The organism is Thiomonas bhubaneswarensis (assembly GCF_001418255.1).
Classification (GTDB): Bacteria; Pseudomonadota; Gammaproteobacteria; order Burkholderiales; family Burkholderiaceae_C; genus Thiomonas; species Thiomonas bhubaneswarensis.
Window position 1 is genome coordinate 273,753 of record NZ_LIPV01000003.1, and the last position, 19,161, is coordinate 292,913.

At 64.8% G+C, this 19,161-nt stretch carries 21 protein-coding genes; 12 read left to right on the forward strand and 9 right to left on the reverse strand.

Annotated features, from left to right (window positions below; all coding sequences use genetic code 11):
* The 6 genes from ampD (at position 1) to dcd (ending at position 7,158) form a co-directional block, all read left to right on the forward strand.
* Positions 1-588, forward strand: coding sequence for a 1,6-anhydro-N-acetylmuramyl-L-alanine amidase AmpD (gene ampD / locus ASC45_RS05750; RefSeq protein WP_055450063.1), 588 nt, complete (start codon positions 1-3; stop codon positions 586-588).
* A gap of 282 nt (positions 589-870) precedes the next feature.
* Positions 871-3,795 (forward strand): ribonucleoside-diphosphate reductase subunit alpha, encoded by a 2,925-nt coding sequence (locus tag ASC45_RS05755; protein WP_055450064.1) that lies wholly within the window; start codon positions 871-873, stop codon positions 3,793-3,795.
* 203 nt (positions 3,796-3,998) lie between these two features.
* Positions 3,999-5,201, forward strand: coding sequence for a ribonucleotide-diphosphate reductase subunit beta (locus ASC45_RS05760; RefSeq protein WP_055450065.1), 1,203 nt, complete (start codon positions 3,999-4,001; stop codon positions 5,199-5,201).
* A gap of 434 nt (positions 5,202-5,635) precedes the next feature.
* Positions 5,636-6,100 carry a histone gene (locus tag ASC45_RS15450; RefSeq protein WP_072242981.1) on the forward strand — a complete coding sequence of 155 codons (465 nt, stop codon included), beginning with the start codon at positions 5,636-5,638 and terminating at the stop codon, positions 6,098-6,100.
* A gap of 150 nt (positions 6,101-6,250) precedes the next feature.
* Complete coding sequence (locus ASC45_RS05770) at positions 6,251-6,595, forward strand: DUF167 domain-containing protein (RefSeq protein WP_055450066.1); 345 nt, start codon at positions 6,251-6,253, stop codon at positions 6,593-6,595.
* A complete protein-coding gene (gene dcd / locus ASC45_RS05775) occupies positions 6,592-7,158 on the forward strand; it encodes a dCTP deaminase (protein ID WP_055450067.1) in 567 nt (188 codons plus the stop codon). The genes ASC45_RS05770 and dcd overlap by 4 nt, the downstream gene beginning before the upstream one ends.
* 40 nt (positions 7,159-7,198) lie before the next feature.
* On the opposite strand, the gene argH is transcribed toward dcd, so the two are convergent.
* Positions 7,199-8,599 carry an argininosuccinate lyase gene (argH, locus tag ASC45_RS05780; RefSeq protein ID WP_055450068.1) on the reverse strand — a complete coding sequence of 467 codons (1,401 nt, stop codon included), beginning with the start codon at positions 8,597-8,599 and terminating at the stop codon, positions 7,199-7,201.
* Between the two features lie 65 nt (positions 8,600-8,664).
* On the opposite strand from argH, the gene ASC45_RS05785 reads away from it, so the two are divergent.
* Both ASC45_RS05785 and ASC45_RS05790 read left to right on the forward strand, forming a co-directional pair.
* Positions 8,665-9,714, forward strand: coding sequence for a sensor histidine kinase (locus ASC45_RS05785; RefSeq protein ID WP_055450069.1), 1,050 nt, complete (start codon positions 8,665-8,667; stop codon positions 9,712-9,714).
* Positions 9,711-10,514: a LytR/AlgR family response regulator transcription factor gene (locus ASC45_RS05790; RefSeq protein WP_055450070.1), complete on the forward strand. Its 804-nt coding sequence runs from the start codon at positions 9,711-9,713 to the stop codon at positions 10,512-10,514. The genes ASC45_RS05785 and ASC45_RS05790 overlap by 4 nt, the downstream gene beginning before the upstream one ends.
* On the opposite strand, the gene ASC45_RS05795 is transcribed toward ASC45_RS05790, so the two are convergent.
* The gene (locus tag ASC45_RS05795) at positions 10,506-11,327 is read right to left on the reverse strand and encodes an undecaprenyl-diphosphate phosphatase (protein ID WP_055450071.1); all 822 of its coding nucleotides are present in this window, start codon (positions 11,325-11,327) and stop codon (positions 10,506-10,508) included. The genes ASC45_RS05790 and ASC45_RS05795 overlap by 9 nt on opposite strands.
* A 160-nt stretch (positions 11,328-11,487) precedes the next feature.
* Here ASC45_RS05795 and ASC45_RS05800 point away from each other — a divergent pair, with 160 nt between their 5' ends.
* From ASC45_RS05800 to ASC45_RS05810, 3 genes are all read left to right on the forward strand, one after another.
* Positions 11,488-12,060 carry a hypothetical protein gene (locus tag ASC45_RS05800; protein ID WP_055450072.1) on the forward strand — a complete coding sequence of 191 codons (573 nt, stop codon included), beginning with the start codon at positions 11,488-11,490 and terminating at the stop codon, positions 12,058-12,060.
* 110 nt (positions 12,061-12,170) lie between these two features.
* Positions 12,171-12,533, forward strand: coding sequence for a c-type cytochrome (locus tag ASC45_RS05805; RefSeq protein WP_055450073.1), 363 nt, complete (start codon positions 12,171-12,173; stop codon positions 12,531-12,533).
* Between the two features lie 18 nt (positions 12,534-12,551).
* The gene (locus ASC45_RS05810; protein WP_055450074.1) at positions 12,552-12,908 is read left to right on the forward strand and encodes a c-type cytochrome; all 357 of its coding nucleotides are present in this window, start codon (positions 12,552-12,554) and stop codon (positions 12,906-12,908) included.
* Positions 12,909-12,985: 77 nt separating this feature from the next.
* Here the strand turns inward: ASC45_RS05810 and ASC45_RS05815 are convergent, their stop codons facing one another.
* From ASC45_RS05815 to tsaB, 4 genes are all read right to left on the reverse strand, one after another.
* A complete protein-coding gene (locus ASC45_RS05815; protein WP_055450075.1) occupies positions 12,986-13,285 on the reverse strand; it encodes a hypothetical protein in 300 nt (99 codons plus the stop codon).
* A 177-nt stretch (positions 13,286-13,462) separates the two neighbouring features.
* Entirely contained in the window at positions 13,463-14,320 is an 858-nt protein-coding gene (locus tag ASC45_RS05820) for a uracil-DNA glycosylase (RefSeq protein ID WP_055450076.1), read from the reverse strand.
* Between the two features lie 9 nt (positions 14,321-14,329).
* Entirely contained in the window at positions 14,330-14,875 is a 546-nt protein-coding gene (gene rimI / locus ASC45_RS05825) for a ribosomal protein S18-alanine N-acetyltransferase (protein WP_055450077.1), read from the reverse strand.
* Positions 14,872-15,699: a tRNA (adenosine(37)-N6)-threonylcarbamoyltransferase complex dimerization subunit type 1 TsaB gene (gene tsaB / locus ASC45_RS05830; protein WP_055450162.1), complete on the reverse strand. Its 828-nt coding sequence runs from the start codon at positions 15,697-15,699 to the stop codon at positions 14,872-14,874. Before tsaB ends, rimI begins: the two co-directional genes overlap by 4 nt.
* A 67-nt stretch (positions 15,700-15,766) precedes the next feature.
* Here tsaB and proC point away from each other — a divergent pair, with 67 nt between their 5' ends.
* Positions 15,767-16,624, forward strand: a complete 858-nt coding sequence (proC, locus tag ASC45_RS05835; RefSeq protein WP_055450078.1) for a pyrroline-5-carboxylate reductase — start codon at positions 15,767-15,769, stop codon at positions 16,622-16,624.
* An 83-nt stretch (positions 16,625-16,707) separates the two neighbouring features.
* Here proC and ASC45_RS05840 read toward each other — a convergent pair whose 3' ends face one another.
* From ASC45_RS05840 to argB, 3 genes are all read right to left on the reverse strand, one after another.
* Positions 16,708-17,418 (reverse strand): pyrimidine 5'-nucleotidase, encoded by a 711-nt coding sequence (locus ASC45_RS05840; protein ID WP_055450079.1) that lies wholly within the window; start codon positions 17,416-17,418, stop codon positions 16,708-16,710.
* Positions 17,408-18,151, reverse strand: coding sequence for a Dph6-related ATP pyrophosphatase (locus ASC45_RS05845; RefSeq protein ID WP_072242982.1), 744 nt, complete (start codon positions 18,149-18,151; stop codon positions 17,408-17,410). The genes ASC45_RS05840 and ASC45_RS05845 overlap by 11 nt, the downstream gene beginning before the upstream one ends.
* Positions 18,152-18,246: 95 nt before the next feature.
* Complete coding sequence (argB, locus tag ASC45_RS05850; RefSeq protein ID WP_055450080.1) at positions 18,247-19,161, reverse strand: acetylglutamate kinase; 915 nt, start codon at positions 19,159-19,161, stop codon at positions 18,247-18,249.

Genomic DNA, 19,161 nt, shown 5'->3' on the forward strand with positions numbered 1-19,161 from the left:
ATGGCCGCAGTCACCGAAGCCGACGCGGCAGGGCCGGGATGGATGCCCCATGCCCGCCACATGCCTTCGCCCAACTGCGACGACCGACCCGTCGGCATGCCGATCGACCTGCTGGTGATTCATTGCATCGCGCTGCCGCCGCGCCAGTACGGCGGCGATGCGATCGAGCAGTTGTTCTGCAACCGCCTCGATCCGCTCGCGCATCCAACCTTTGCTGCACTCGAAGGCCTCAGGGTGTCGGCCCACTTCGTCGTTGGGCGCGACGGCGTGCTCACGCAGTTCGTCTCGTGCGACCAACGCGCCTGGCATGCGGGCGTCTCGCATTTCGCCGGGCGAGACCGTTGCAATGATTTCAGCATCGGCATCGAGCTCGAAGGCAGCGATGACGAACCGTTCGAACCAGAGCAGTACGAGACCCTGACCGCACTGGGCGCCGAGCTGTTAGCGCGCTATCCCCTGCGCGCGGTCGCGGGCCACAGCGACATCGCGCCGGGACGCAAGACCGACCCCGGCTCGGGCTTCGATTGGCGGCGCTTGAAGAACGGCCTGGCCCTGCCCGCGCGAGCCTTTCCCTTTCAGTCGTTCTGACCGCGATCCGGGTCTTCCCGGATGCTGAGCTTGTGCATGACTCTGTGCATAAGCTGTGGGTGAGCTGTCGATTGCAAATACGCTACAAATAGTGGTTGAATTTCAAATGACCACTAGATATAGTGTCTTTGAGCTTCGGGTGACGCAGCCAGTCAGTGCTTGAGCATGGCTTGGTCATGTGCGTTTTCCGATGCTGCCCCATTGCTCATTCGTGCCATGCCCGTGCGCCTTCATGCGTCGCCGGACATGCACCGCCGAACCTTCTGCCCCGAGGAGTACTTGATGTCCCAGACAGCCCCCACGACCGAACCGACCCCCGTCGCGCCACACTTCACCCATCCAGAAGCGGACTCGCAGAGGCAGGCCGCATCGGGTGATTTTTCGGATTACAAGATCATTCGTCGCAACGGTGCGGTGGTGGGCTTCGAGCCGGGCAAGATTGCCGTGGCCATGACCAAGGCCTTCCTCGCCGTGCAGGGCGGTCAGGGGGCTGTCTCGGCAAGCATGCGCGAGACCGTGAATGCGCTGACCGAAAACGTCGTGCGCGCGCTGCTCCGCAGTCGGCCCAGCGGCGGCACCTTTCATATCGAGGATATTCAGGACCAGGTCGAACTGTCGTTGATGCGCACCGGCCAGCATGAAGTGGCCCGGGCCTACGTGCTCTACCGTGAGCGCCGCGCGCAGGAGCGTGCCAAGCAGAAGGCGACCGTTGCCGAACAGACCGCCGCGCCCGTGCTGCATGTGGTCGACGATGGTGTGCGCAAACCTCTCGATCAAGCCGCGCTCGTCGGCCTTATCGAGTCGGCCTGCGCCAATCTGAGCGCCGACGTGAAGGCGGCGCCCATCGTGGCCGAAACGCTGCGCAACCTCTACGACGGCGTGCCCATGCTGGAGGTCTACAAGGCCGCCATCCTCGCCGCGCGCACCCTGATCGAGCGCGACCCCGATTACTCCAAGGTCACTGCGCGGCTGCTGCTGCACACCATGCGCCGCGAAACCCTGCACGAAGACATTTCCCAGGCGCAGATGAGCCAGCGCTATGCCGAGTATTTCCCGCAATGCATCAAGGAAGGGGTCGAGCTTGAACTGCTCGACGACCGGCTGGCCCAGTTCGATCTCGCTCGCCTGGGCTCGGCGCTCAAGGCCGAGCGCGATCTGCAGTTCGACTACCTCGGCCTGCAAACTCTGTACGACCGTTACTTCCTCGCCAATCGTGCCGACACCCGCGTCAACAAGGACGGCCGCCGCATCGAGTTGCCGCAGGCCTTTTTCATGCGCGTGGCCATGGGCCTGGCGCTCAATGAAATCGACCGCGAGGCGCGCGCCATCGAGTTCTACGAATTGCTGTCGAGTTTCGACTTCATGTCGAGCACGCCCACGCTGTTCAATTCCGGCACCCGCCGCTCGCAACTCTCGAGCTGCTACCTGACCACCGTGGCCGACGACCTCGACGGCATCTATGAAGCCATTAAGGAAAACGCCCTGCTGTCCAAGTTCGCCGGCGGGCTGGGCAACGACTGGACCCGCGTGCGCGCGCTGGGCAGCCACATCAAGGGCACCAATGGCAAGAGCCAGGGGGTGGTGCCCTTCCTCAAGGTGGTCAACGATACCGCCGTGGCGGTGAACCAGGGCGGCAAGCGCAAGGGCGCGGTCTGCGCCTATCTGGAGACCTGGCATCTGGACATCGAAGAGTTTCTGGAGCTGCGCAAGAACACCGGCGACGACCGCCGCCGCACGCACGACATGAACACCGCCAACTGGGTGCCCGATCTGTTCATGAAGCGGGTGATGGAGGGCGGTGACTGGACGCTGTTCAGCCCCTCCGACGTGCCCGATCTGCACGACAAGTTCGGCAAGGCGTTCGAGCAGGCCTACGCCCGCTATGAGCAGAAGGCCGCATTGGGCGAGCTCAAGCTGTTCAAGACCGTGCCCGCCGTGCAACTGTGGCGCAAGATGCTGTCGATGCTGTTCGAAACCGGCCATCCCTGGATCACCTTCAAGGATGCGTGCAATGTGCGAAGCCCTCAGCAGCATGTCGGCGTGGTGCACTCGAGCAACCTCTGCACCGAGATCACGCTCAACACCAACGAGCACGAGATCGCGGTATGCAACCTCGGCTCGGTCAACCTCGTCGCCCACCTGAAGGATGGCGAGGGCGGTGCCAAGGTCATCGATCAGGCCAAGCTCAAGCGTACCGTGCAGACCGCCATGCGTATGCTCGACAACGTCATCGACATCAACTACTACGCCGTGGCGAAGGCGCGCAACGCCAACATGAAGCACCGTCCGGTGGGCCTGGGCATCATGGGCTTTCAGGACTGCCTGTACCAACTGCGCATCCCCTACGGCTCGCAGAAAGCGATGGAGTTTGCCGACCGTTCGATGGAGGCGGTGTGCTTTGAGGCTTACTGGGCGTCGAGCGAACTGGCGCGCGAGCGTGGTCGCTACAGCAGCTATGGCGGCTCGCTTTGGGATCAGGGCATCCTGCCCATGGACAGCCTGAAGCTGCTGGCCGAGCAGCGTGGCGGCTACGTCGAGGCCGACACCTCCAGCACCCTCGACTGGAACGCCCTGCGCGCCCAGATCGCGCAGCATGGCATGCGCAATTCCAACTGCGTGGCCATCGCGCCCACAGCCACCATTTCCAACATCGTCGGCGTGGACGCCTGCATCGAGCCGACCTTCCAGAACCTGTACGTCAAGTCGAATCTGTCGGGCGAGTTCACCGTCATCAACCAGTATCTGGTGCGCGACCTGAAGGCGCGCGGCTTGTGGGATGCGGTGATGGTGGCCGACCTCAAATACTTCGATGGCAGCACCCAGCGCATCGACCGCATTCCGGCCGACCTCAAGGCGCTGTACGCCACCGCCTTCGAGACCGATACCAAGTGGATCATCGAAGCCGCCGCCCGTCGCCAGAAGTGGATCGATCAGGCGCAGTCGCTCAACATCTACATGGCCAACGCCTCGGGCAAACTGCTGGACGAAACCTACAAGCTCGCGTGGCTGCGTGGCCTCAAGACCACCTACTACCTGCGCACGATTGGTGCCACGCATGCCGAGAAGTCCACCGTCAAGGCCGGTCAGCTCAACGCCGTGCCGCAGGCGCCCAGCGAAGTCACGCAGGCCTCGGCCCAGGCCGTGGTGCAGTCGGGCGACATCCGCTTCTGCGGCATCGACAACCCTGAGTGTGAGGCCTGCCAATAAGCAACAAGCCAAGCCGCGCACAGCAGCCACTGCAAGCCCAGCAGCAGATCAGCGCATCGCACCCTTCAACCCACGATCAAGACATCATGCGGCACGAACTGCGATGCGCCTGCACAACACACGCCCTGCAAACCATGCATCCCCGCTTCAACTGTGTTGAGCCTTTGCGCTGAACACTTGATAATTCTCGGAAGGTCATCAACATGCTTACTTGGGACGATCCTCAACCGAACGCAGCAACCCCCGCGCAAGGCGCGCTGGCGGAGCGTTCACTCCACAACCTGCTGGCCACTGCGCAAGCCAAGACCAGCAACCCCGCACCGGCTTCCGCGCTGTCACTGGCTGCCGATGTCTACAGCCAGCGTGCCGCATCCGATGCTCGCGTGCGTGCCGAAGACAAGCGCATCATCAACTGCCGTGCCGACGTCAACCAGCTCGTGCCCTTCAAGTACAAGTGGGCCTGGGACAAATACCTCGCCTCCTGCGCCAATCACTGGATGCCGCAGGAAATCAACATGTCGCGCGACATCGCCATGTGGAAAGACCCCAATGGCCTGACCGATGACGAGCGCCTCATCATCAAGCGCAACCTCGGCTTCTTCACCACGGCCGATTCGCTTGCGGCCAACAACATCGTGCTGGGCACCTATCGCCACATCACCAACCCCGAGTGCCGCCAGTACCTGCTGCGCCAGGCTTTCGAAGAGGCCATTCATACCCACGCCTACCAGTACATCGTCGAGAGCATCGGCCTCGACGAGAGCGAGATCTTCAACTCCTATCACGAGATCGCCTCCATCCGCGACAAGGATGAGTTCCTCATTCCCTTCATCGACACCCTGACCAACCCGAACTTCCGCACGTCGGCGTTCGGCGGCAGCGAGCGCAACGATCAGGAGTTGCTGCGCTCCATCATCGTGTTCGCGTGCCTGATGGAGGGCCTGTTCTTCTATGTCGGTTTTACCCAGATCCTGTCGATGGGCCGGCAAAACAAGATGACCGGCGCTGCAGAGCAGTATCAGTACATCCTGCGCGACGAGTCCATGCACACCAACTTCGGCATCGATCTGGTCAACCAGATCAAGCTGGAGAATCCGCACCTGTGGACACCTGAGTTCAAGCGCGAGATCACCGGCCTGTTCCACCAGGCGGTCGAGCTCGAGTACCGCTACGCCGAAGACACCATGCCGCGCGGCGTGCTTGGGCTGAACGCCTCGATGTTCAAGGGCTACCTGCGCTTCATTGCCAACCGCCGTGCGGTGCAGATCGGTCTCGATGCCATCTTCCCCAATGAAGAAAATCCCTTCCCCTGGATGAGCGAAATGATCGACCTGAAGAAGGAGCGCAACTTCTTCGAGACCCGCGTGATCGAGTATCAGTCGGGTGGCGCGCTCTCCTGGGAATGACGCCTGAATAACTTGCGAGCACGCACAACAGAGTGATTGTTGACCGAGTCCATTCCACCCAAAGACATCCGGCACTGCAGCGCCGGAGGGTGGAACCTCCCCCTCTGTTTTTCGGCGATGCGCAGCGCGGGGCATCGGTGGTGATGCCCGAATTCCCGATCAATCGTTTTCGGCGCGCCGACTGGCGCCTCGCGCTCTGGGTGTCCAGAGATGCGGGCCGTGCGCGCCGCTCCTCATTCCTTCCCGCAATGGCCCTGATGCCGAGGGAAGTGAATCCCCTGCACGGATCAGCGCTGAGCCGATCGCAGGTGGTGCCGGCTGAACGCCGTGCCGATGTCCCGTACTGGAGACCGCCGGGAGGCGGGGCCGTGAGGCGCTCGGACGCGATTTGGCGACCGGCTCAACTTCATAAGACTTGATCAAGGAGAATCACCATGGCAACTGCAAAAAAAGCTGCACCGGCGAAGAAGGCCGCAACACCAGCGAAGAAAGTAGCACCGGCCAAGAAGGCTGCCCCCGCTAAGAAGGCTGTGCCCGCGAAGAAGGCGGCTCCGGCGAAGAAGGCTGCGCCTGCGAAGAAAGCGGTTCCGGCGAAGAAGGCTGCGCCCGCCAAGAAGGCAGCTCCGGCGAAGAAGGCTGTGCCCGCCAAGAAGGCAGCTCCGGCGAAGAAGGCTGCGCCTGCGAAGAAGGCGGCTCCGGCCAAGAAGGCCGCGCCCGCGAAGAAGGCTGCGCCTGCGAAGAAGGCAGCTCCGGCCAAGAAGGCAGCTCCGGCCAAGAAGGCTGCGCCTGCGAAGAAGGCTGCACCGGCCAAGAAGGCTGCACCGGCCAAGAAGGCCGCGCCTGCGCAAACCAAGCTGAACCCGCAAGCCGCCTGGCCGTTCCCGACCAGCAAGCCCTGAGGCGCGATCGAGCGAACCCTCACGATGATTCGCGGGGGTTCGCGCTGCGCGATTTCAGGCGATAGAACCCAGGCAGATCATCGCCTGGGTTTTTTCATGGTGGCAACGACGCCTTGCGTGACGGCGCTTGTGCGAATCAACGCATGTTCCATGTCGATTTCAAACCCGCTTCCAGCCTGGCTTCACCCTGATGGCTCGGCCTGTGTGCTCGATGTCCATGTGGTGCCCAATGCGCGACGCACGCAGCTCGATGGCGAGCATGGTGCCGCCTTGCGTGTGCGATTGGGCGCGCCTGCCGTCGATGGCAAGGCCAACGCCGCGTTGATGGCTTATCTGGCCGAGTGCTGCGAGTTGCCGCGCCGTGCCGTCGATCTGGTCGGTGGCCAGACTTCGAGGCGCAAGCGTGTGCGGATCGACGCGCCCAGCGATGCGGTATGGTTGCGCCTATCGGCCTTATTGCAGCAGTCGGCTGTCCCGCACTGCCCTTCATCATGACCATCAAATCCGATCAGTGGATTCGCCGCATGGCGCAGAACACGGCGATGATCGAACCTTTCGAGCCTGCGCAGGTGCGCGAGGCCGACGGGCACCGCATCATCAGTTACGGCACGTCGAGCTACGGTTACGACATCCGTTGCGCCAACGAATTCAAGATTTTCACCAACATCAACAGCACCATCGTCGATCCGAAAAACTTCGATGAAAAATCCTTCGTCGATTTTCGCGGCGACGTCTGCATCATTCCGCCCAACAGCTTTGCGCTGGCGCGCACGATGGAATACTTCCGCATCCCGCGCAACGTGCTCACCATCTGCCTGGGCAAGAGCACTTATGCGCGCTGCGGCATCATCGTGAATGTCACCCCGTTCGAGCCCGAGTGGGAGGGCTATGTGACCCTGGAGTTCTCCAACACCACGCCGCTGCCGGCCAAGATTTATGCTGGCGAGGGCTGCGCGCAGGTGTTGTTCTTCGAGAGCGACGATGTCTGCGAAGTCAGCTACAAGGATCGTGGTGGCAAGTATCAGGGCCAGCACGGTGTGACACTGCCGCGCGCCTGAGCGTGGCGGTCGGCAAGGCCGCGCCGTCCGCCTCGTTACATCAGGCCTGGTTGAGTTCAGCCTGCCATCGCGCCACCTGCGCGCGGACCTGATTCGGCGCGGTGCCGCCGAGGTGATCGCGCGCGGCCAATGAGCCCTGGAGCTTGAGCGCCTCGGGCGCGTCCTCGCCAATGAGCCGTGAGAACCGGCGCAGATCCTCCAGGCCGATGTCTTCCAGGCCGATGCCGCGCTCTACCGCGAATCGCACCGCCTGGGCGACCGCCTCGTGCGCGTCGCGGAAGGGCAGGCCTTTTTTCACCAGATAATCGGCAAGGTCGGTCGCGGTGGAGTAGCCTTGGAGCGCGGTGCGCTCCATCGACTCGGCCTTGACGCGGATGCCGCCCACCATGTCGGTGAAGATGCGCAGAGTGTCGATCACCGTGTCGGCGGTGTCGAACAGCGGCTCCTTGTCCTCCTGGTTGTCCTTGTTGTAGGCCAGGGGCTGCCCCTTCATCAACATCAGCAGGCTCATCAGATGGCCGGTGACCCGGCCGGTCTTGCCGCGCGCGAGTTCCGGTACATCGGGGTTTTTCTTCTGCGGCATGATGCTTGAGCCGGTGCAGAAGCGGTCGGCCAGGTCGATGAAGCCGAAGGCCGGGCTCATCCATAGCACCAGTTCTTCGCTGAAGCGGCTGATGTGCACCATGATGAGCGCCGCGGCGGCGTTGTATTCGATGGCGAAGTCACGGTCGCTCACGGCGTCGAGCGAGTTCTGGCAAACACCGTCGAAACCCAACAGTTCGGCCACGCGCGGGCGGTTGATCGGGAAGGTGGTGCCGGCCAGCGCGGCGGCGCCCAGGGGCAGGCGATTGACGCGGGCGCGACAGTCGCGCAGACGCTCGGCGTCGCGGCCGAACATTTCCACATAGGCCAGCAGATGATGGCTGAAGCTGACCGGCTGGGCCACCTGCAGATGGGTGAAGCCGGGCATGATGGTGTCGGCATGCGCAGCAGCCAGTTGCACCAGGGCGCGCTGCAGGGCGCGAATCTGGGCGACGGTCTGGTCGATGCTGTCGCGCAGCCACAGGCGAATGTCGGTGGCGACCTGATCGTTGCGGCTGCGGCCGGTATGCAGACGCTTACCTGCGTCACCGACGAGCTGCACCAGCCGCGCTTCGATGTTCAGGTGCACGTCTTCGAGTTCGAGCTTCCATTCGAACGTGCCGGAGGCGATCTCGTCGCGGATCTGCGCCATGCCGCGCTCTATGGACGCGAGATCGTCCGCGCTGAGGATGCCCTGTTCGGTCAGCATGGTGGCATGCGCAATCGAACCGGCGATGTCGAACAGCGCCAGTCGCTTGTCGAAATCCACCGAGGCGGTATAGCGTTGCACCAGCGCACTGACGGGCTCGGAAAAACGCGCGGACCAGGCTTGCTGCTTGTGTTCGAATTGATCGTGCATGAGAGGGTCTCGCGGAAGTAGAGCGTAGAGCGTCAAAGCGCAAACCGATAATTCTAGAAGGACAAATGACCCAGAAACCCCAGTCGGGAGAGCAGGTCACTGCCAACGAAGCCGCCGTGCGCCTCGATATTTGCGGCGCGGGCAGTCTGGTGCGCGCGCTGGTTGCGCTCAACCTGCTGCTGGCCATGATCGTGCTGATGCACTGGCCCGAAGGCGAGGGGCGCATCGGCACCTTGTTGCTGCTTTCCTGGGTTGAGCCGGCGGCGCTGCTCTGGCTTGCGTTGATGTGCGTGACGCAGCGGCTATGGCGGCTGCGCGCCGCGGCCGCTGTGCTCACGGTGGCGATGATCCTGGGCGGTCTCTCGGCTCTGGGCTTGAATCTGCTGGTGCAACCGTTGTTCGACGCCCTCGCCCCGAACAGCGCGCTGCGGCCGCTGCAGGCCATGCTCGCGGGTGCGGCGCTGGCACTGGTCTTCGTCCACTATCTGCAGCTCCGTGCCCGCGCTTTCACGCCGATCGACATGCAGGCGCGGCTCAACGAGCTGCAATCTCGCATCCGGCCGCACTTCCTGTTCAACACCCTCAACGCCGCCAGCGCCCTGGTGCGCGAGCAGCCCGAGCGCGCCGAGGCGGTGCTCGACGATCTGGCCGAACTGTTTCGCGCCAGTGTGGGCAAGCCGGGCACGCTGGTCACGCTGGAGCAGGAGATGGATCTGGCGCGGCGCTATCTCGACATCGAATCGGTGCGATTCGGCGAGCGCATGCGGGTGCAATGGCATGTGGACGAAACCCTGCTGCAGATCCGCATCCCGACGTTGACTCTGCAGCCGCTGGTGGAGAACGCCGTGCGGCATGGGGTGGAGCGCAGCAGTCGCACCGTGCAGATCGATATTGACGTGGCGCGCAGGCTGGGCCAGATCGAAGTGAGCGTGCGCAATGATCTGCCCGCCATGAGCGATGCCCCACCCCCACGTCGGCACGGCACGGGCACGGCGCTGCGCAACATCCGCCAGCGTCTGCATCTGCTCTACGACATTGCCGCCGAGGTGGATCAGGGCGAAGTCGTCGAAGACGGGCTGGCCCGCTGGCGGGCGCGGTTACGCTTGCCGTTATGAACGTGCTCATCGTCGACGACGAACCGCTGGCCCGCAGCCGCCTGCGCCGCCTGCTCGCCGAACTGCCAGAGACCACGCAAGCCTCGGTGGACGAAGCGGCCGACGCCGCCGAGGCGTGGACGCTGCTGCGCAGGCAGCGCGTCGACGTGCTGCTGCTCGACATCCAGATGCCCGGCCAGACGGGCATGGACCTGGCCCGGCGACTGGCGGGCGACCCCGGGGTTCACCATCCGGCCATCGTCTTCGTCACGGCGCATGAACAGCATGCCCTCGATGCCTTCGACGTTTCCGCGGTGGACTATCTCACCAAGCCGGTTCGCCGCGATCGTCTGGCGGTGGCCATGGGCAAGGCCGCGCTGTGGCTGCGCGCTCAGGGCGCCGTGGCGTCGACGCCGAGCGGGGTGGAGACCGTCTATCTCACGGTGCAGGATCGCGGCGCCCTCAAGCGCGTGCCTCTGGCCGACATCCTCTATTGCCGCGCCGACGCCAAGTACACCACCCTGCGCACACTGCAGCAGCACTACCTCATCGACACCGCTCTGGTCGATCTGGAGCAGCGCTACGCCGAGCACTTCGTTCGCATCCACCGCAGCGCTCTGGTCGCAGCCCGGGCCATCCGCAGTCTGGAACGGCCGACATCGGGGGTGGACGGGTTTGTGCAGGAACAGGAGGCCGCGGGCGCCGATGCCGAAAGCGGCGCCTGGACGCTGCATCTGCACGGCGTGCCCGATACCCTGCCCGTCAGTCGTCGGCGCGTGGCCGCCGTGCAGGCGCTGTTGCGCGCCGCCCCCTCAACCTAGAAGCAGAGCGACGGCGCCCAGCACGAGGCAGTAGATGCCGAAAGGCCGCAGCGCCTTCATCTCGTGGTCGGAGAACCAGCGCATCAGGAACCAGGTCGACAACCAGGCGAACACGCCCGAGAGCACCCCGGCAAGGCCGATGATGCCCAGCAGTTCGTGCGGCACGCCGGCGTGGAGCAGCTTGGGCACCTCCAGCACGCCAGCCGCGGCGATGATGGGCGTGGCCAGCAGAAACGAGAACTTTGCCGCGTCGCCATAGTTCAGCCCCAGACCCAGCCCCGCCACCAGCGTGGCACCCGAGCGCGAGAAGCCCGGAATCAGCGCCAGCGCCTGCGCCAGGCCCACCAGCACGGCGCGGCGCCACCCCAGTTCGGGCAGCGCGATCAGGCCCTTGCGATGCTTGAGGAAATCGCCTCCGAGCAGCAACAGGCCGTTGAGCATGAGCGCCACCGCGGCAAAGGTGAAACCGCCGAACAGCGCCTTGATCTTGTGCGACAGCAGCAGCCCGAGCAGCCCTGCCGGGATGGTGCCCGCAATGAGCAGCCACATGAGGCGGGCGTCGGGGTTGCTGGCCTTGCCCCCGGCGCGAAGCCAGCCGCCGATCAGACGGGCCCAGTCGCGCCAGAAATAGATCAGCAGCGCGCTGGCCGTGCCCAGATGAAGCACCACGATGAAGGGCAGAAACCACTCCGCCGTGCGGTCGATCGGCCAGTGAAACAAGGCTGGGATGAGGATGCTGTGCCCCAGGCTGGAGATGGGAAACAGCTCGGTCACGCCTTGAAGGGCGGCGATGGCCAGGAGATAGAGGTGCATAGAGGCGCCAGAGATGGTTGGAATTGTGGCGAGGATTTTGACAGAGCAAGGCTTAGATTCGACTGAGAGCGGGGCGCCGTTGCATTCTTTTACCACCCGCCTGTCATAAGACAGTCACGCGCCGAATTTACATTTTCCCCCTCTTTGGGGGGGGGGGTGTATGCGGGAATTGACCAAGACGGATGTGTTGCGCAAAACGGTTGCCGGGCGCAACGAACTGCAGCAGCGCAGCCAGACCATGGGCGGGCGCCAACGTCACATCCTGATCCTTTGCGACGGCCGCCGCGAACTGAGCGAGCTTTGCGCGCTGATGGGCGACGAGGCGCTGCAACTCGCGCAGCCACTGTTGGCCGCTGGCCTGGTCGAAAGGGTCAGACACGGCGCAGCAGCGGACGGCGACCAGGCGCAGGCGCCCTCGGCGGTTTCAGCGGCGGAACTGGCGCAGGCCGTGGCGCCACCGCCGCGACGCTCCATCGCCCTGTCGCGCATGTATATGTTCGACATGGTCGAGCGCATTCTTGGCGCGCAGAGCGGCCCGGCTCGGGCGCGACTGCGCGGCGCCGATCAGCCCGAATCCCTGCTGCCCGCACTTCTGGATTGTCTGGGGCTCATCGCCGAGCTGGCCGGGCAGGCACAGGCCGACAAGGTCAGGCGGCAACTCTGCACCATGCTGCCCGAGGAATGGGTGCGTGACTTCGAGCGTGAAGTGTCTGAGTTGCTGGTTACAAATTGACTCAAATGCATGGAGTCTGCGTTTTGTCAATTCAGGAACGCGTTAAGTCTTGACTGCGACAAAATGACGCGATGCGGCGGAGTGCCTCCCTATAATGGGGCGCTTGTTTGATGGCTCTCAACACATTCGCGTCCGCAATGAAAAAAGTCCTCTTTCTCGCTTCCCTGATGCTTGCGGCCTCCGCCCACGCGCAGGACGTGGTTGGCAATGCCGCCGAAGGCGCCAAGCTGGTGGCCACCTGCCAAGGGTGCCACAACATGGGTGGCGGTTACCGCTCCTCCTTCCCGGAAATGTTTGCCGTGCCCATGATCAACGGCCAGAGCGCGCAATACATCGTCGACGCGCTGAAGGAATACAAGAACGGCAACCGTCGCTTCCCCACCATGCGCGCCGTTGCCGCGTCGCTGACCGACCAGCAGATGGCGGATATTGCGGCCTACTACGCTACGCCCAAAGGCCAGCCAATCAAATAACAAGCGCGGAGATCCTCGATGAAAAAAAGCATTCTGCTGGCGGTGGCCAGCCTGACCTTGGCCCAGTTTGCCCACGCGGCCGATATCAAGAAGGGTGAGGAACTGGTCAACAAGGGCGGCTGCATCGCCTGCCACGGCGCCGGTCTGGACAAGCCCATCGCCCCCAACTATCCCAAGCTGGCCGGGCAATACCAGAGCTATCTCTTTCACGCCCTGCAGCAATATCAGACCAAACACCAGACTCCGCTCTACGGCCGCAACAATGCCATCATGAGTGGCATGGTGGCGCAATACAACAAGCAGGATCTGGAGGACATCGCCGCCTACATCGCCAGCCTCAAGGGCGATCTGTACATCCGCGACGAAATGCATTGATGGCTGGCTTCGCCTGTGTCCACAGGCAACAAAAAGCCCGGTGCGACGACCGGGCTTTTTTGTGGGCGCGTTGTAGATCAGGCCGTAAGCTCGGCGATGATGCGATACAGCAGGCGCACGGTCAGAATGACATACACCGCGCCGAACAGGAAGATTAGCGACACGATCATGCGGATGGAGTCCGCCGGCAGGCTGCTGAAAAAGGGTGAGACGAGGTAGCCCACGGTGAACATGGCGATCAGGATGGTCAGCGCCTTCCAGGCCTTGCCAACCTGTCCGCCCGGAATTTTGCTTCGAAGAAGAAGGATATCGATCAGCCCGTAGATCATGATGGCGATGCCCACGGCATTGATGAAAAAAGCGGTGTCGATCTGCATGTCTGTCTCCTGGTGTGCGGGCGAGGCGGGCCATACCCCCTGTATGGCCGTGCGGTGCAAAACGCCGCTCTCCGCCCTTTTTGACATGCTTTACATTGTTCAAAACGGTGGTGCGTTCGGTGCTCAGGGTCAACCCCCATGCCGCGTCACGCCGTCGACTCTTTCGTGAAAAAAGTCTCAGTTTGGATGCGCAGTGGCGGCGGTCTTTTCGGCGAAGGTATCGCGCGCGAAACACAGATCGCGCCACACACGCGCCTTGTCGGCCGGGTTGCGCAGCAGATAGGCCGGGTGATAGCTCACGATGACCGCAATGCCAGCAAAGGCATGAACCTGGCCACGTAGATGGTTGATCGGCGCCTGGCTGCCGAGCAGGCTGTGGGCGGCGAAGCGGCCGAGAGCCAGAATGAGCGTGGGTCGCAGCAGGGCGACCTGGCGCTGCAGCCACGGCACGCACTGCGCCACTTCTTCCGGCTGCGGGTTGCGGTTGCCGGGTGGGCGGCACTTGAGCACGTTGGCAACGTATACCGCACGCTGCGGATCGTCGGCCTGGCGGTCGAGGCCGATGGACTGCAGCATGGCGTCGAGCAATTGCCCTGCGGCGCCGACGAAGGGCTGGCCCTGCCGGTCTTCCTCCGCCCCCGGCGCTTCGCCCACGATCATCCAGCGGGCGTGCGTGGCGCCGCTGCCGAACACAGCCTGATGCCGGCTGCTGCCGAGTTTGCAGGCCCGGCAGTCCTGCACACTGGCTTGCAGTTCTTCCCAGTTCATGCGGGCGATGGCCTGCTCGCGGGCGGTGCCCGGCGCGCTGACAGCCGCGCCAGCCGACGAGGGGGATGGCGGGCGTGCGGTGGATCGGTCGGTCGGTCGAACTTCGGGCCGCGTCGTCTCGACCGCCTTCACGGGAGGCGAGTCGGAGCGCTCGGACACGGGCGCTTTCAACAGATTCCGACGCACATACAGCGGCCCCAGGCCGAGCGCCTGCATCCAGCGCAGGGTTTGCGGCGTGAGAGGTGCGTTGTCTTGCCGGTCTGTCATGGGCGTGAGTCAGTCCGGGCGAAGACCGCGGCGCTGCAGCAGTTCGACAACCTGCGCCGACATCACCAGCGCGTCTTCGCGGCAGGCGCGGCCCTGTGTGTCCAGCGAGGGGTAGTAGTCGCGCCGACGTGCGATGGGATAGAAGCCATAGCGCTCGTAGATGCGTACCGCATGGACGTTGCTCGGACGCACCTCCAGCCACAGCAGCAGGGCGCCATCGGCGCGGCTGAGCAGGGCCACGGCATCGAGCATCAGCAGGCTCAGGCCTTGGCCCTGCGCTGTCTTGGCCACCGCGATGTTGAGCAGGTGCATCTCCTCCACGCCGGGCATGGCGACGAAATAGCCGCAGACCGTATCGGTGGCATCGGTGAGGACTTGGGCGTGATATTGCGCGGTCAAGGAGTCGGCGAAATTGCCCCGGCTCCAGGGAAAGTCGTACACCGTTTGCTCGATGCGCTCGACGGCGTCGAGATCGGCGGGGGTCATCGGTCTCAGGGCATAGGCCAGCTGATCGACCGGGGCCGTCGAGCCTTCGGGGCGCAGGCGGGCGTTCATGGGGCCGCGCGGGCCAGTTCCCGCTCCGCCGTGGTCAGGGCAACCTTGTCCCGCACATAAATGGGTTGGGCCTGCGCGGCAGGCACGCAGAGACCCGCGGCATGTTGGCTCAAGGCCAGCCGCGCCACCGCCGCGGCTGACGGGGTGCAGGCCACGGCGCGCAGCACCGCCCGGCGCAGGGCGGCCAGGCGCGGGTTGACGGCGGACAGGCTGGAGAAGGTGGCGGACAGGGCGTCGTCGTGCTCGGCCCAGGCATTGCCACAGGCCAGCAGCCTGGGGAGTTCGCCTGAATCCAGGTGTTCGGGCAGGTCGGCGAGGACTTCGGCCCAGGCCAGAACCGCGTGTTCGGGCTTCTGCACCGTGGGCGGGTGCAGACTGTGCCACCCCGAGGCCTGCGCGCGAAACAGCTCCCAGTACATCTCACCCATGCGGGCATCGTTGGCCACCAGCACCACGGTGCCGGGCTCGGCTTCCACCGGGTCTGGCAAGACCGCGCCGAGGCCGTCGTGCAGGGCAAAGGCGGTTTCCGCCTGGGCCAAAAGCGTATCGACGCGGGCCACCGGAATGTCTAGGGCGTAGGCCAGGCCTTGCGCGGCCGAGGCGGCGGTGCGCAGCCCGGTGAAGGCGCCCGGGCCCGCGCCCATGCCGATCAGGTCGAGATCGGCGAACTCGAGCCCCGCTGCCTGCAGCAGTTCGGCGCAAGCAGGCAGCAGGCGCTGCGAGGCGCGCGAGCCGCCGACTTCATCGACGGTGCGGCAATGGCCGTCCACGCTGAGCGCGACGCTCAGGGCTTCGGTGCTGGTGTCGAGGGCAAGGACGCGCATGGAGCCCGAATTATCGGTGAATTGCGGGTCTTGCCCTCCCCGCATGGCAAGCTGGGACAATAGCTGCATGAACACCCCATCGAGCCTCCAGAAAGAACCCTCCGTTTCCCTTCCTGTCGTCGCCTTCATCGGCGGGGGCAATATGAGCAGCGCCCTCATCGGCGGGCTGCTGGCTTCGGGCGCAGTACCTGCTCGGCTGCAGGTGGTCGAGCCCTTCGCCGAGCAGCGCGCGCGCCTGCAGCATCGCTTCCCCGGCGTTCGCCTGCTAGACGCACCCTCTGCCGAACTGCTCGAGGCGCGGGCGGTGGTCTGGGCCGTGAAGCCGCAGCAGTTCGCGCAGGCTGCAAGCGAATGCCGCCCCCATCTCGCCGACGCGCTGCACGTGAGCATCATGGCCGGGGTACGTTGCAGCGCGTTGACGCGTCAGACCGGCGCGCAGCGACTGGTGCGCACCATGCCCAACACACCGGCGCTGATCGGCCAGGGCATCACCGGCCTGTTTGCCAGCGTCGAGGCCACCTCGGCGGATCGTCAACTGGCCGATGCCTTGCTGGCTCCCGCAGGTCGGCGGGTTTGGGTGGAGCGCGAAGACTTGCTCGATGCCGTCACGGCGGTATCCGGCTCCGGCCCGGCGTATGCGTTCTACCTGGCCGAAGCCATGACCCGCGCCGGGTCCGAGCTCGGCCTGAGCGAGGCCCAGGCGCGCGAACTGGCCCTGGCCACCCTGGCGGGTTCTGCGGCGCTGGCGCAGGGCAGCAGCGAGCCCTTGGCGACGTTGCGGGCCAACGTGACCAGCAAGGGCGGCACAACGGCTGCGGCGCTGGCGGTGTTCGACGCGGCCGACATGCAGGCCACGATCGTGCGCGCCCTGCACGCGGCCGACCAGCGCGCCAAGGAACTGGGCGACGCGCTCGATGCTGGGTGAGAGCGCACCCAGGGTCGGCTAGCCGACCCGCCCCTCCGTGAGGGTCAAAAAAACTTGGGGCAGCCCTGCGTTTTCTTGAGAACTCAGGCCAGCCGACGTAGCTCGTGCAGGCTGCGGATGCGAGCGGCGACGAAATCGGGCCTGCCGTGCAGGCCGGTGCGCTCCATGGGCAGATCGCGCCGTTTGCGCACCGCGCGCCGGGCGTAGCGCACCATCCAGGCGCCGCGCAGGCCGATGCGGCGGGCGGCCTGCAGATGCCCGGGCGTGTCTTCGACGAACACGCAGCGGGCAGGGCGCAGCCGTTGCACCGCCAGCACATGGCGCAGCATGCGCGCGTCCGGCTTGGGGCGCAGCTTGCGGAACATCCACATGTCTTCGACCGCGAGCAGGTCATCGACCAGCGGCCAGAGCTTGAGGTGTTTGAGCACACGCCGGGCGTAATCGCGCGGTGCGTTGGTCAGCACGATCTTGCGGCCCGGCAGACGGGCCAGCGCCGCGCGCTCGCTGCCGTCGCAACGCAACATGCGCGGCAGATGCGGAAAGTCGTGCGTCTCGCGCAGAAACTGCGCGGCGTCGATGCCATGCTCGTGCATCAGGCCCAGCAAGGTGGCGCCGTAGCGCACCCAGAAGTGGGCGCGGATGCGATTGGCCTCGTCGCGCTCCACACCCAGATGCCGCTCGATGAACGCCGTCATTTCGGCATTCATCAGCGGAAACACCCGCCAGGAAGCGTCGTGCAGGGTGTTGTCGAGGTCGAGCAGCCAGACGGTCTGCAGCGGCGACTCACGCGGCATGGGCCAGTTCCAGATCGGCAAAGCAGTAGCGCACGGCGCCGAAGCGCGCTGGCGAAGTCCAGGCCCGTACTCCGGTGACGCGGTGCGCCACGGGGTGGGCAAACGCCGGGCCGTCGAAGACGAAAGTGTGGAATTCGCCGTTCTCGCCGCAGGCATCGACCCCGGCAGGCAAGCTGGCGACGAAGTCGGCGTCGAACTCCCGGCCAGCAAAGCCGTCATGGAGAAAGCGGCTGTCCACGCAGACCACACGGGCGCGCCAGCCTTGCGCGAGGAAGGCATCGACCAGCGCTCGTCGCGGCTGTCCCCACAGCGGCAGATGCGCCTGCAGACCGGCCTGGGCGCAGACTTTCTCTTCCCAGTCGCGGTGGGCCTGCAGGTCAATGTCGCCGAACACAGCAGCCTGCGCGCCACGCGCGGCCAGAGCCTGCAACTGCGCGACGAAGGTGGCCTGATAGTCGTCCCAGCTCGCCGCTGCCGTCACCAGCTCCAGCCCCAGCGCATCGGCCTGCGCCTGCATCAGGGCCAGAGGCACGCCGTGGCTGCGCAGGCGCTGGCCGGTCTCTTCCAGCATGGCCAGCAGCCAACGTACCTCCAGTCCAGCTTCGCGGGCGCGCTGCACGGCGAGCATCGAGTCCTTGCCGCCGCTGAACGAGGCAAGGAGTCGGTCGAGCTTGGGAATCGCGGGCTGCAAAACGGGCCTGCGGCGCCCTGCGGCAGCGGTTTTTTGCCCCATAGCTCGGATTATGGGGCGGCAAACCCGCCGCCGCATGGCATCCGCATTCCCATTTTTCGCTTTCCGCGACCCAAGCCCGACAGACTCCTGGGCGATCAATGCGACCGGATCATGGTGCCGAAGGCCTGCTCGGTGAGCACTTCGAGCAGGATGGCGTGGGGGATGCGCCCATCGACGATGTGCACGGAATTGACGCCGGACTTGGCGGCGTCGAGCGCCGAGGAGATCTTGGGCAGCATGCCGCCGGAGATGGTGCCGTCGGCGAACATTTCGTCGATCTCATGCGCGGTGAGATCGGTGAGCAGTTCGCCCTTCTTGTTCATCACGCCGGGGATATTGGTCAGCAGCAGCAGCTTTTCGGCGCGCAGCACCTCGGCCAGTTTGCCGGCCACCACATCGGCGTTGATGTTGAACGAGGCGTTGTCCTCGCCGAAACCGATAGGCGAAATCACCGGGATGAACTGATCGTCCTGCAGTGCCTTGACCACGGAAGGGTCGATCGATGCCACTTCACCCACCTGGCCGACGTCGATCTCGGCTTCGGGATTCTCCCGGTCGCGCATGCGCAGCTTGCGCGCGCGGATGAGGCCGCCGTCGCGCCCGGTCAGGCCCACGGCCTTGCCACCGGCGTGGTTGATCAGGCCGACGATGTCTTGCTGCACCTGCCCGGCCAGCACCCATTCCACCACTTCCATGGTTTCGTCGTCGGTCACCCGCATGCCCTGCACAAAGGTGCCTTTCTTGCCCACGCGGTTGAGCGCCTCGTCGATCTGCGGGCCGCCGCCATGCACCACGACCGGGTTCATGCCCACGAGTTTGAGCAGCACCACGTCTTCGGCGAAGTCTTGCTGCAGGGCCGGGTCGGTCATGGCATTGCCGCCGTATTTGATGACCAGGGTCTTGCCGTGGAACTTGCGGATATAGGGCAGCGCCTGCGAGAGGATTTCGGCCTGCTCACGGGGGGCGATGTGCGACAGGTCGGGAGGGGCGAGAGGAGTGTCGGCGCTCAT

What these genes read in the sequence shown, in the direction of transcription:
- dcd (WP_055450067.1), top strand. Translation starts at nt 6,592, where the DNA reads ATGACCATCAAATCCGATCAGTGGATTCGCCGCATGGCGCAGAACACG.
- proC (WP_055450078.1), top strand. Translation starts at nt 15,767, where the DNA reads ATGAACACCCCATCGAGCCTCCAGAAAGAACCCTCCGTTTCCCTTCCT.
- ASC45_RS05845 (WP_072242982.1), bottom strand. Translation starts at nt 18,151, where the DNA reads ATGGGGCAAAAAACCGCTGCCGCAGGGCGCCGCAGGCCCGTTTTGCAG.
- ASC45_RS15450 (WP_072242981.1), top strand. Translation starts at nt 5,636, where the DNA reads ATGGCAACTGCAAAAAAAGCTGCACCGGCGAAGAAGGCCGCAACACCA.
- rimI (WP_055450077.1), bottom strand. Translation starts at nt 14,875, where the DNA reads ATGAACGCCCGCCTGCGCCCCGAAGGCTCGACGGCCCCGGTCGATCAG.
- ampD (WP_055450063.1), top strand. Translation starts at nt 1, where the DNA reads ATGGCCGCAGTCACCGAAGCCGACGCGGCAGGGCCGGGATGGATGCCC.
- ASC45_RS05790 (WP_055450070.1), top strand. Translation starts at nt 9,711, where the DNA reads ATGAACGTGCTCATCGTCGACGACGAACCGCTGGCCCGCAGCCGCCTG.
- ASC45_RS05810 (WP_055450074.1), top strand. Translation starts at nt 12,552, where the DNA reads ATGAAAAAAAGCATTCTGCTGGCGGTGGCCAGCCTGACCTTGGCCCAG.
- ASC45_RS05805 (WP_055450073.1), top strand. Translation starts at nt 12,171, where the DNA reads ATGGCTCTCAACACATTCGCGTCCGCAATGAAAAAAGTCCTCTTTCTC.
- ASC45_RS05840 (WP_055450079.1), bottom strand. Translation starts at nt 17,418, where the DNA reads ATGCCGCGTGAGTCGCCGCTGCAGACCGTCTGGCTGCTCGACCTCGAC.
- ASC45_RS05800 (WP_055450072.1), top strand. Translation starts at nt 11,488, where the DNA reads ATGCGGGAATTGACCAAGACGGATGTGTTGCGCAAAACGGTTGCCGGG.
- ASC45_RS05820 (WP_055450076.1), bottom strand. Translation starts at nt 14,320, where the DNA reads ATGACAGACCGGCAAGACAACGCACCTCTCACGCCGCAAACCCTGCGC.
- argB (WP_055450080.1), bottom strand. Translation starts at nt 19,161, where the DNA reads ATGAGCGCCGACACTCCTCTCGCCCCTCCCGACCTGTCGCACATCGCC.
- tsaB (WP_055450162.1), bottom strand. Translation starts at nt 15,699, where the DNA reads ATGCGCGTCCTTGCCCTCGACACCAGCACCGAAGCCCTGAGCGTCGCG.
- argH (WP_055450068.1), bottom strand. Translation starts at nt 8,599, where the DNA reads ATGCACGATCAATTCGAACACAAGCAGCAAGCCTGGTCCGCGCGTTTT.
- ASC45_RS05770 (WP_055450066.1), top strand. Translation starts at nt 6,251, where the DNA reads ATGTCGATTTCAAACCCGCTTCCAGCCTGGCTTCACCCTGATGGCTCG.
- ASC45_RS05785 (WP_055450069.1), top strand. Translation starts at nt 8,665, where the DNA reads ATGACCCAGAAACCCCAGTCGGGAGAGCAGGTCACTGCCAACGAAGCC.
- ASC45_RS05755 (WP_055450064.1), top strand. Translation starts at nt 871, where the DNA reads ATGTCCCAGACAGCCCCCACGACCGAACCGACCCCCGTCGCGCCACAC.
- ASC45_RS05760 (WP_055450065.1), top strand. Translation starts at nt 3,999, where the DNA reads ATGCTTACTTGGGACGATCCTCAACCGAACGCAGCAACCCCCGCGCAA.
- ASC45_RS05795 (WP_055450071.1), bottom strand. Translation starts at nt 11,327, where the DNA reads ATGCACCTCTATCTCCTGGCCATCGCCGCCCTTCAAGGCGTGACCGAG.
- ASC45_RS05815 (WP_055450075.1), bottom strand. Translation starts at nt 13,285, where the DNA reads ATGCAGATCGACACCGCTTTTTTCATCAATGCCGTGGGCATCGCCATC.